Genomic DNA, 10,521 nt, shown 5'->3' with positions numbered 1-10,521 from the left:
TCTTACTTCTCCTCGTCCGCAGAAATGGTGTGCGCGGAGCGCTCGTCGGAAGGGTGGTGGTGGGAGACGGGCGGGCGGCTGTGGGTGACGGCGGGCTCATTGCCGCCCAGGAGCAGGTACAGGACCGCCATGCGGATCGAGACGCCGTTGGCGACCTGCTCGATGGCGGTACAACGGTCGGAGTCGGCGACCTCGGCGGTGATCTCCATGCCGCGGACCATCGGCCCGGGGTGCATGACGATGGCGTGCTCGGGCATCCGCGCCATACGGTCGCCGTCGAGGCCGTAACGCCGCGAGTACTCGCGCTCGGTCGGGAAGAAGGCCGCGTTCATCCGCTCGCGCTGGACGCGCAGCATCATCACCGCGTCGGACTTGGGCAGCGTGCTGTCGAGGTCGTACGACACCTCGCAGGGCCAGGTCTCCACGCCGACCGGCAGCAGGGTGGGCGGGGCGACGAGGGTGACCTGGGCGCCGAGAGTGTGCAGCAGGTCGACGTTCGAGCGGGCGACCCGGCCGTGCAGGATGTCGCCGACGATCGTGATGCGCTTGCCGTCGAGGTCCTGCCCGAGCCCGGCGTCCCGTCCGACGAGGCGGCGGCGCATCGTGAAGGCGTCGAGCAGGGCCTGGGTGGGGTGCTGGTGGGTGCCGTCGCCGGCGTTGATGACGGCGGCGTCGATCCAGCCGGAGGTCGCGAGGCGGTACGGGGCTCCGGACGCGCCGTGCCGGATGACGACGGCGTCGACGCCCATCGCCTCCAGGGTCTGGGCGGTGTCCTTCAAGGACTCGCCCTTGGAGACACTGGACCCCTTGGCGGTGAAGTTGATCACATCCGCGGAGAGGCGCTTCTCGGCGGCCTCGAACGAGATCCTGGTACGGGTCGAGTCTTCGAAGAAGAGGTTGACTACGGTGCGGCCGCGCAGGGTCGGCAGCTTCTTGATCGGCCGGTCGGCGACCCGGGCCATCTCCTCGGCGGTGTCGAGGATCAGGACGGCGTCGTCGCGGGTGAGGTCGGCGGCCGAGATGAGATGACGCTGCATCTGTCAGGCTCCGTAAGGCAGTTCAGTTCGGGAGGCGAGGGCCCGGCGGGAGGTCGCAACCGGGCAGGCAGGCACGCAAGGGCGCGCTCGGGGGCTTACGCAGGGACGTACGCCGGAGTGCTACTGCTGCGCGCCCGGTGCGGGCTGCTTCGCGCCGAGCAGCACGGTGTCGCGACCGTCCTCCTCGGCGAGCTGGACCTTGACCGTCTCCCGCAACGACGTGGGGAGGTTCTTGCCGACATAGTCGGCGCGGATCGGGAGTTCTCGATGGCCCCGGTCGACGAGGACCGCGAGCTGCACGGCGCGCGGACGGCCGATGTCGTTCAGCGCGTCGAGCGCTGCGCGGATGGTGCGGCCGGAGAAGAGCACGTCGTCGACGAGGACGACCAGCCGGCCGTCGATGCCGTCGGCCGGGATGTCGGTGCGGGCCAGCGCACGCGGCGGGTGCATGCGCAGGTCGTCGCGGTACATGGTGATGTCGAGTGAGCCCACCGGGATCTTGCGGTCGGTGATCTCCTCGAGCTTGGCGGCGAGCCGCTGGGCGAGGAAGACGCCCCGGGTCGGAATGCCGAGAAGCACCACGTCGTCGGCGCCCTTGGCGCGCTCGACGATCTCGTGGGCGATGCGGGTCAACACCCGCGCGATGTCGGGGCCTTCGAGCACGGCCCGGGATTCGGACTGATGTGTGTCCATACGAGACGGACCTCCTTCTCCGCCTCACGGGACGGACCTTAAAGGACGTCGGAATTGCGCCAACAACGGTACCAGCCCGGCAACGGCCCTGATCACCCCCCTGCAGTCACTCCTGCACCACCTGACGTCACTTCTCCGGGGGTCGCACGGATGGGGCGGGCGGGACCATTCGGCTTGACGGGGAAGAGTAACGCTGCGTAACCTCACAGTGAGTCACCAGCCGCGCGGCAAAACCGCACGTCGATCAGTGTCCGGGGAGCTATATGTCCAGCGAATACGCCAAACAGCTCGGGGCCAAGCTCCGCGCGATCCGTACCCAGCAGGGCCTTTCCCTCCACGGCGTTGAGGAGAAGTCCCAGGGCCGCTGGAAGGCGGTCGTGGTCGGTTCTTACGAGCGCGGCGACCGCGCCGTGACCGTACAGCGCCTCGCCGAGCTGGCGGACTTCTACGGCGTTCCGGTACAGGAGCTGCTGCCGGGCACCACACCGGGCGGCGCCGCCGAGCCGCCGCCGAAGCTGGTCCTGGACCTGGAGCGACTGGCCCACGTCCCGGCCGAGAAGGCGGGCCCCCTGCAGCGTTACGCAGCGACGATCCAGTCCCAGCGCGGCGACTACAACGGCAAGGTGCTCTCGATCCGGCAGGACGACCTGCGCACCCTGGCCGTCATCTACGACCAGTCCCCCTCGGTCCTCACCGAGCAGCTGATCAACTGGGGCGTCCTCGACGCGGACGCGCGCCGCGCGGTCTCCCACGAGGAGGGCTGACTGGCGTCAGCCCTCTGAAGAAACGTGCCGCCGGGGTGGCCGGAACCTGAGCGTTCCGCCCACCCCGGCGGCTTTGTGTCGGCCGCCCGCGCAGAACACGTCGGAGGGCCCGCAGCCGAGGCTGCGGGCCCTCCGTGACGACCTGTGGCGCTACTCGTCGCGGCGCAGCGAAGGCTTGAGGTCCTTGAAGCGGCCCAGAAGGCCGTTCACGAAAGCCGGGGACTCGTCCGTGGAGAACTCCTTCGCGAGCTGGACCATCTCGTCGAGGACGACGGCGTCCGGAGTCTCGTCGACCCAGATCAGCTCGTACGCGCCGAGGCGCAGGATGTTGCGGTCGACCACCGGCATCCTGTCCAGCGTCCAGTCGACCGCGTACTGCGCGATGAGCTCGTCGATGCGCGGGACACGCTTGGCGTAGCCCTCCACAAGCTGCATCGTGTACTCGCTCACCGGCGGCTGCCGGGTGTCGGTCCGGGAATGCCGGATCCAGTCCGCGAGGACCGTCAGGACGTCCACGCCGCGCTGGTCGCCCTCGAAGAGGATCTGGAAGGCGCGCTTGCGGGCCGTGTTGCGGGCAGCCACGGTTAGCTGTTCACCCGGCCGAGGTAGTCGCTCGTGCGGGTGTCGACCTTGATCTTCTCGCCGGTGGTGATGAAGAGCGGCACGTTGATCTGGTGGCCGGTCTCCAGGGTGGCGGGCTTGGTGCCGCCGGTGGAGCGGTCGCCCTGGACGCCCGGTTCGGTCTCCTGGACCACCAGCTCGACGGCGGCAGGCAGCTCGACGAAGAGCACCTCGCCCTCGTGCTGCGCGACGGTCGCGGTGAAGCCCTCGATCAGGAAGTTGGCGGCGTCGCCGACGGCCTTGCGGTCGACCATCAGCTGGTCGTAGGTCTCCATGTCCATGAAGACGAAGTACTCGCCGTCCATGTACGAGAACTGCATGTCGCGCTTGTCGACAGTGGCCGTCTCGACCTTGACACCGGCGTTGAACGTCTTGTCGACGACCTTGCCGGAGAGCACGTTCTTGAGCTTGGTGCGCACGAAGGCCGGGCCCTTGCCGGGCTTGACGTGCTGGAACTCGACGACGGACCAGAGCTGGCCGCCTTCGAGCTTGAGCACCAGGCCGTTCTTGAGGTCGTTCGTGGAAGCCACGGTTGCGGAATCTCCTGGACTGACGTGGACGACCCCGGCGCAAGCGCACAGCTCGGAGGCTAGAGCGCGAGCAGCTCCTTGGTCGTGATGGTGAGTAGCTCGGGTCCGCCGTCCGCCTCAGGGCGTACGACGAGCGTGTCATCGATCCGGACACCGCCCCGGCCCGGGAGGTGGACCCCCGGTTCGACGGTGACCGGCACGCAAGCGTCCAGTTTACCCATGGCCGCGGGGGCGAGCTGAGGGTCCTCATCGATTTCGAGCCCTACACCGTGCCCGGTAAGCGGAGAAAGACCGTGCCCGTACCCCGCAGAGTCCAGCACCTGGCGGGCGGCGCGGTCCACGTCGCGGTATTCGGCGCCGGGGATGAGCGCCTCGCGGCCGACCCGTTGGGCGGCGAAGACGAGGTCGTAGAGCTCGATCTGCCAGTCGGCGGGCGAGGTGCCGATCACGAACGTACGGCCGATCTCACAGCGATAGCCGCGGTAGGTCGCCCCCAGGCACACGGAGAGGAAGTCGCCCTCCTCGACCCGTCGGTCGGTTGGACGGTGGCCGCGGCGCCCGGAGTTCGGGCCGGTGCCGACGGAGGTCGCGAAGGCCGGGCCGTCGGCGCCGTGGTCGACGAGGCGACGCTCCAGCTCCAGGGCGAGGTGGCGCTCGGTGCGGCCGACGAGGATCGATTCGAGGAGTTCGCTCAGGGCCTGGTCGGCGATCTCGGCGCCGATCCGGAGGCAGGAGATCTCCTCCTCGTCCTTGACGACGCGCAGCTGCTCGACGGCGCCGCCGAGGTCGGTGAGGCGCAGGCGGGGTGTCACGGAGCGGATGGCTCTGTGGCGGGCCACGGTGAGGTGGTGTTCCTCGACGGCGAGGGACTCGGCGCCGTGCGCCACGGCGAGATCAGCCGCGGCGACGGCCGGGTCGCCGCGGCCGTCGGCGGCTCCTGGCAGCGTCTGGATCCGCAGGGCTTCGTCGGGCCGCTCGTCGTCGGGGTGAGCGCCGAGCGGGCCCGCGCACACCATCAGGTCCGTTCCGCTGCCCAGCAGGAGAACGGCGCCGCGGGGGGCCGCGCCCGCCAGGTAGCGGACGTTGGCGGGGCGTGACACCAGCGCGGTAGCGCTGCCGCTGGCTGCACATCGCTCCCGGAGCCGTTCGCGGCGGGCCGCGTACACCTCTGACATGACCCGAGCCTACGAGGGGTGAGCGGATGGTGCCGGTTCAGATTGGGCCGGGTGGGTTCGTGGTCGGCTACCGGTCCGTCGTGGCTGGTCTTGCCCCGCGGCGGACCCGCAGCCGCGACACGACGTGTCACCCCACCGCTGGCGGGGGTCCGGGGCGCGGCCCCAGTTTCGGGAAGGGGCGGGACTGGGGAAACCCCCCGCTCACCACTGCGGCGGGCTCGCAATCGAGCGCGCCAGCACATCGTCAAGCACACGCGCCGTCGTCGGAACGTCAAGCTGAGAGTTGTCGATGATGGGAAGCCCGGACCCGTACCAACCGGCCATCCGGCCATGGATGCGGGCGACTTCCTCATCGGTAAGGCGGCGATTTCCGGAGCGCTCGGCATTGCGCTCCAGAACTATCTCCAGGCCCGGCAGGAGAACGACCGGCAGCAGGCCGGGCCCCACGTGCCGCTTCCAGCCGCCGAGGCCGACGACCGGCCGGTCCGGAAAGACGGCGTCGTCCAGGATGCAGGAGATTCCGTTGGCAAGAAAGTTGCGCGCGGCGAAGCCGCAGGTTCGGCGGGCGAGACGATACTGCGCCTCCGAGTGGTCGTTCCACCCCGACTGCGGGTCCGCGAAGCCCGAGCGCACCCATTCCCGTACGTCATCAAGGCTGATGTGCGCGGTGGGCACCCGCCGATGGCCGGCCCAGTACTTGGCGACGCTCGTCTTCCCGGCACCGGCGGGCCCGATGAGCAGCACGGCCAGCGTGGTGGACGCCAGATCGGGCGTACCCGCGGCAGGCGGCGGGCTCGGCATCGCGACGGGCCCGCCCGGCGGCAGTTGCACATGCCCCGTGGTGTCCGGCATCGGCGCGGGCGCGTGCTGGGGCGCCCCGTGATGCTGCTGGACGGGCACGTGCCCCGGAGGGTGCGGCCTGGCGGGTCCGGGCGGTCCGGCGAAACCCGGAGGCGGGTTCACGGGCGCGGGACCCGCGGGGGAACCCGAGTGCGCGCCCGGGTGTTGCGCGGCCGACGAAAAGCCGGCGGCCGGCTCGTGCCCCGGCTGGTGGGGCGGCGGCAGCGGAGACCCCACTGCGTGCTGCATCCGGTGCCACTCCGTCTCGTATCTCTTGGCGCTGGCAGCGGGACACCTGCCCCGCTCCCTACCGAACGGTACCGTCCCCGGCCGCCGTTTGGTGAACGGCCGGGGTGGGTCCGAAGTGCCCTTGGACGCAAGGCAAATCGGGTGAAGTGGCCTCCTGTGGAGCTATTCGCCCACTTCTCCGTAGGCGGCGAGCAGGACGGCCGGATCGGGGCCCTCCAGGACGGTGGGCTTGGCAAGTCCGTCGAGGACGATGAAGCGCAGCAGGTCGCCTCGGGACTTCTTGTCGACCTTCATGGTCTCCAGCAACTTGGGCCACTGGTCGTAGCGGTAGTGCAGCGGCAGGCCCACGGACTGCAGGATGGTGCGGTGCCGGTCGGCGGTCTCGTCGTCCAACCGGCCTGCCAGGCGGCCGAGTTCGGCGGCGAAGTGCATGCCGACGGCGACGGCCGCGCCGTGCCGCCACTGGTAGCGCTCGTTCTTCTCGATGGCGTGGCCCAGGGTGTGGCCGTAGTTGAGGATCTCGCGCAGCCCCGACTCCTTGAGGTCGGAGGAGACCACCTCGGCCTTGACCTTGATGGAGCGCTCGATGAGTTCGGCGGTGTGCGGACCGTCCGGTCCGCGTGCCCCTTCCGGATCGGCCTCGATCAGTTCGAGGATCCGCGGGTCGGCGATGAACCCGGCCTTGATGATTTCCGCGAGCCCGGACACGAAGTCGTTGACCGGCAGCGAGTCGAGGGCGGCCAGGTCACAGAGCACCCCGGCGGGCGGGTGGAAGGCGCCCACCAGGTTCTTGCCCTCGGCGGTGTTGATGCCGGTCTTGCCGCCGACCGCCGCGTCCACCATGGCCAGTACGGTCGTCGGGATCGCGATCCAGCGCACCCCGCGCAGCCAGCTCGCGGCCACGAACCCGGCCAGGTCGGTGGTCGAGCCGCCGCCCACTCCGACGATCACGTCGGTGCGGGTGAAGCCGGACTGCCCGAGCGCCTTCCAGCAGTACGCGGCGACTTCGGCCGTCTTGGCCTCCTCGGCGTTGGGCACCTGGATGGCCACCGCGTCGAAGCCCTGCCCGGCCAGATCGGCCCGGACCGCCTCGCCCGTCTCGGCCAGCGCCTCCGGGTGGACGACCGCCACCCGCTTCGCCCGAGGGCCGATCAACACACCCAGTTCGCCGAGGAGTTGGCGGCCCACCAGCACCTCGTACGGCTCGGTGCCGGCCGTACCGCCGACCTGGATCCGGGTGACCGTCTGGTCCTGCTCGCTCATGCCTGCTTCAACTCCAAGGCGTCGAGGACCGCTTGGGCGACCTCCTCCGGAGTGCGGTCGTCGGTGGCGACGACCGCACGGGCGACTTCGGTGTAGAGGTGGCGGCGGGCCTCCATCAGCTCGCGCCACTGGCGGCGCGGGTTGACCGCGAGCAGCGGCCGGGCCACGTTCAGCCCGGTGCGCTTGGCGGCCTCCTCGACGTCCATCGACAGGTACACCACCGGCAGCCCGTGCAGCAGCGCCCGGGTGTCGGCATCGAGGATGGCGCCGCCGCCCAGGGCGAGTACGCCCTTGTGCTCGGCCAGCGCCTGGTGCACCGCCCGCTTCTCGATCGCGCGGAAGGCCGGCTCGCCCTCCTCGACGAAGATGTCCGCGATGGTGCGCCCCTCGGCGGCCACGATGTCCTCGTCGGTGTCCCGGTGGCCGACGCCGAGCCGCTCCGCGAGCAGCGCGCCCACCGTCGACTTCCCGACGCCCATCGGCCCGACGAGTACGACCACGGGTCCTGCGCTCATCGGATCGCCAGGTTCTCGAGGTACGAGGTGACGTTGCGCCGGGTCTCCGGGACGCTGTCTCCGGCGAACTTCTCCGCCACCGCGTCCGCAAGGACCAGCGCCACCATCGCCTCCGCGACGATGCCGGCCGCCGGGACCGCGCAGACATCCGAACGCTGGTGGTGGGCCTTCGTCGCCTCACCGGTCACCACATCGATCGTGGCGAGCGCGCGCGGCACGGTCGCGATCGGCTTCATCGCGGCGCGTACGCGCAGCAGTTCACCGGTGGTCAGTCCACCCTCGGTGCCGCCCGAACGGCCCGTGGCCCGCTTGATGCCCTCGTCGGTCTGCACGATCTCGTCGTGCGCCTTCGAGCCCGGCACTCGCGCGAGGTCGAAGCCGTCGCCGACCTCGACGCCCTTGATGGCCTGGATGCCCATCAGCGCGGCCGCGAGTCGAGCGTCCAGCCGCCGGTCCCAGTGCACATGCGAGCCCAGGCCCACCGGCACTCCGTACGCCAGCACCTCGACCACACCGCCCAGGGTGTCGCCGTCCTTGTGAGCCTGGTCGATCTCCTCGACCATCGCCCTCGACGCGTCCTCGTCCAGGCACCGCACCGGGTCCGCGTCGAGCTTCTCGACGTCGGAGGGCTTGGGGTAGACGCCGTACGGAGCCTTCGCCGCGGCCAGCTCGATGACATGCGAGACGATCTCGATGCCCGCCGTCTCCTTCAGGTACGAGCGCGCCACCGCACCCAGCGCCACCCGCGCCGCCGTCTCCCGCGCGGAGGCCCGCTCAAGGACCGGCCGGGCCTCGTCGAAGCCGTACTTCTGCATGCCCGCCAGGTCCGCGTGACCAGGCCGGGGCCGGGTCAGCGGCGCGTTGCGCGCCAGCTCGGCGAGCACGGCCGGGTCCACGGGGTCGGCCGCCATGACCTGCTCCCACTTGGGCCACTCGGTGTTGCCCACCATGATCGCGACCGGCGAACCGAGCGTCAGCCCGTGCCGGACACCGCCCAGGAAGGTGACCTCGTCGCGCTCGAACTTCATCCGCGCGCCGCGCCCATAGCCGAGGCGCCGCCGTGCCAGGTGGTCCGCCACCATCTCCGTGGTGATCGGCACGCCGGCGGGAAGGCCCTCCAGCGTCGCGACAAGTGCGGGACCGTGGGACTCCCCCGCGGTCAGCCAGCGCAACCTGCTCAACGGTGCTCCTCGATACTCGCGCCCTGGTACTGCGTACTGCCTGTGCGTACGCGCGTCCTCGCGTACGGCGACGGCGTGACCGGGTGCGCGGCCCTGGCCCGCCAGTGTCGATCCTCCCATGCTCCGGGGACGCCTCCGATCCGAGTCCGGCTGGCGGACAACCGTGAGCGGCGGGATCAATGGACGCCGACGCCGGGCGCAAGCCGAGCGAGCGCCAGAAGTTGCCGCCCATAGGCCGGAAATCAGCTGCCGGAGCGCCCCGCTGTCTCGTATGTTCCTCGCGTCCCGTTCCTTGATCCTCGATCCGGATCTGATACGTGAGGACCACTCACACCACCATGAGACACGTTCTGAGAGCACTCGTCGCCCTCTGTGCCGCGCTGGGCATCTCCCTTGCATTCACGAGCCCGGCACAGGCGGCGAGCAACCCCGTGACCGTCTGCGGTTCGGGCTACTACGTCCAGTCCTCCCACAAGCTGGGCCTGTACCTCGAGACCGGGGGACCGCAGGCAATCGTTTACCTGCTCTACAACTCCTCCACCGGCTACAACTGCGCGGTCACCGTCGTCACCGGCGAGCAGATCGGCAACCCCGTGAGCGCGGGCATTCGCGTCCAGGGCGGCAGCTTGATCAAGGATTCGGGCAACTACAACTCCTACGCAGGCCCCGTGCGTGTGAAGGCCGCGGGCAAGTGCGTCCAGTACTACGGCTCGACCCGCTGGTGGAGCTCCTCGTCGCCGTACACCGCCGAGTACACGAGCCCGCTGGGCTGGTGCGGCTGACACGTCAGCCCCGCTGAGCGGCCTCCCGCATCGCGGTGAGCGGCGACCGGGAGTCGCCGGTGAACTGCCGGAACTGGAACACCGCCTGGTGGACCAGCAGGTCGAGGCCGCTCAGCATCTGTCCGCCCCGCTCCTCCCACGCCGCGGCGAGGGGCGTGGGCCAGGGCTCGTAGAGCACGTCGAACAGCGTGCCCACGCGCTCGGGCACCTGCTCGGCCAGGGCGTCCGTGCCCCCGGCGGGGGTCGTCGCGACGACCAGGGGCACCTCGAAGGCCCGGGCGGCGTCGGCCCAGTCAGCGGGCCGGACCCGGACGCCGAGCCGCTCGCCCCATTGCCGCATCTCCGCCGCGCGCCGTTCACTGCGCACATACACGGCGACCTCGCCCGTGCAGATCCGGGCCAGCGCCGCGAGCGCCGAGGACGCGGTGGCCCCGGCGCCCAGGATCGCCGCGCTCTCCACCTTCTCCACTCCCCGCTCGTGCAGCGCCGCCACCAGCCCCGGAATGTCGGTGTTGTCGCCGACCCGGCGTCCGTCCGGCCGGAATACCACGGTATTGACCGCCTCCACCGACGCGGCTGTGTCGGTGATCTCGTCGAGCAGCGGGATCACCGTCCGCTTCAGCGGCATGGTCAGCGACAGCCCGGCCCAGTCCGGTCCGAGCCCCTCGAGAAAGCCGGGCAGAGCGGCCTCGTCGATCTCGAAACGGTCGTACGACCAGTCGCTCAGCCCCAACGCCGCATAGGCGGCGCGGTGCAGGACCGGGGAGAGGGAGTGGGCGATGGGCGAACCCAGAACAGCGGCCCTACGTGCGTCAGTCATCGCTTCTCTTCGACCCTTCGCTGCCTGCCTCCGATTCTCCAATCAGGGGCA

The 10,521-nt window shown here is 70.4% G+C and carries 12 protein-coding genes; 2 read left to right on the top strand and 10 right to left on the bottom strand.

Annotated elements, in window-relative coordinates; translation table 11 throughout:
• Positions 1–2: 2 nt before the first annotated feature.
• Together ACFYO0_RS17935 and pyrR are read right to left on the bottom strand one after the other, a co-directional pair.
• Entirely contained in the window at positions 3–1,037 is a 1,035-nt protein-coding gene (locus tag ACFYO0_RS17935; protein ID WP_388676343.1) for an aspartate carbamoyltransferase catalytic subunit, read from the bottom strand.
• 120 nt (positions 1,038–1,157) lie between these two features.
• Entirely contained in the window at positions 1,158–1,730 is a 573-nt protein-coding gene (gene pyrR, locus ACFYO0_RS17930; protein ID WP_388676341.1) for a bifunctional pyr operon transcriptional regulator/uracil phosphoribosyltransferase PyrR, read from the bottom strand.
• Between the two features lie 263 nt (positions 1,731–1,993).
• Here pyrR and bldD point away from each other — a divergent pair, with 263 nt between their 5' ends.
• Positions 1,994–2,494 carry a transcriptional regulator BldD gene (gene bldD, locus ACFYO0_RS17925; RefSeq protein ID WP_033321790.1) on the top strand — a complete coding sequence of 167 codons (501 nt, stop codon included), beginning with the start codon at positions 1,994–1,996 and terminating at the stop codon, positions 2,492–2,494.
• A gap of 150 nt (positions 2,495–2,644) precedes the next feature.
• Here bldD and nusB read toward each other — a convergent pair whose 3' ends face one another.
• The 7 genes from nusB to aroC all read right to left on the bottom strand — a co-directional run bounded on the left by nusB (position 2,645) and on the right by aroC (position 8,868).
• Complete coding sequence (gene nusB, locus ACFYO0_RS17920; protein ID WP_344388093.1) at positions 2,645–3,076, bottom strand: transcription antitermination factor NusB; 432 nt, start codon at positions 3,074–3,076, stop codon at positions 2,645–2,647.
• A gap of 2 nt (positions 3,077–3,078) precedes the next feature.
• Positions 3,079–3,645 carry an elongation factor P gene (efp, locus tag ACFYO0_RS17915; RefSeq protein WP_149510572.1) on the bottom strand — a complete coding sequence of 189 codons (567 nt, stop codon included), beginning with the start codon at positions 3,643–3,645 and terminating at the stop codon, positions 3,079–3,081.
• Positions 3,646–3,704: 59 nt separating this feature from the next.
• Complete coding sequence (locus tag ACFYO0_RS17910) at positions 3,705–4,820, bottom strand: M24 family metallopeptidase (RefSeq protein WP_388676337.1); 1,116 nt, start codon at positions 4,818–4,820, stop codon at positions 3,705–3,707.
• 201 nt (positions 4,821–5,021) lie between these two features.
• Positions 5,022–5,909, bottom strand: a complete 888-nt coding sequence (locus ACFYO0_RS17905) for a Pro-rich N-terminal domain-containing protein (protein WP_388676334.1) — start codon at positions 5,907–5,909, stop codon at positions 5,022–5,024.
• 162 nt (positions 5,910–6,071) lie between these two features.
• Positions 6,072–7,172, bottom strand: a complete 1,101-nt coding sequence (gene aroB, locus ACFYO0_RS17900) for a 3-dehydroquinate synthase (RefSeq protein WP_388676332.1) — start codon at positions 7,170–7,172, stop codon at positions 6,072–6,074.
• Entirely contained in the window at positions 7,169–7,687 is a 519-nt protein-coding gene (locus ACFYO0_RS17895) for a shikimate kinase (RefSeq protein WP_344388086.1), read from the bottom strand. The genes aroB and ACFYO0_RS17895 overlap by 4 nt, the downstream gene beginning before the upstream one ends.
• The gene (gene aroC, locus ACFYO0_RS17890; protein WP_388676329.1) at positions 7,684–8,868 is read right to left on the bottom strand and encodes a chorismate synthase; all 1,185 of its coding nucleotides are present in this window, start codon (positions 8,866–8,868) and stop codon (positions 7,684–7,686) included. The genes ACFYO0_RS17895 and aroC overlap by 4 nt, the downstream gene beginning before the upstream one ends.
• A 338-nt stretch (positions 8,869–9,206) precedes the next feature.
• Here aroC and ACFYO0_RS17885 point away from each other — a divergent pair, with 338 nt between their 5' ends.
• Entirely contained in the window at positions 9,207–9,650 is a 444-nt protein-coding gene (locus tag ACFYO0_RS17885; protein ID WP_388676326.1) for an acetyltransferase, read from the top strand.
• A gap of 4 nt (positions 9,651–9,654) precedes the next feature.
• On the opposite strand, the gene ACFYO0_RS17880 is transcribed toward ACFYO0_RS17885, so the two are convergent.
• The gene (locus tag ACFYO0_RS17880) at positions 9,655–10,470 is read right to left on the bottom strand and encodes a shikimate dehydrogenase (protein ID WP_388676324.1); all 816 of its coding nucleotides are present in this window, start codon (positions 10,468–10,470) and stop codon (positions 9,655–9,657) included.
• Positions 10,471–10,521: the final 51 nt, after the last annotated feature.

Origin of the sequence: Streptomyces sp. NPDC006365 (assembly GCF_042870755.1) — a bacterium.
Taxonomy (GTDB): Bacteria; Actinomycetota; Actinomycetes; order Streptomycetales; family Streptomycetaceae; genus Streptomyces; species Streptomyces xiangluensis.
This window is presented reverse-complemented; position numbering and strand designations above follow the sequence as displayed.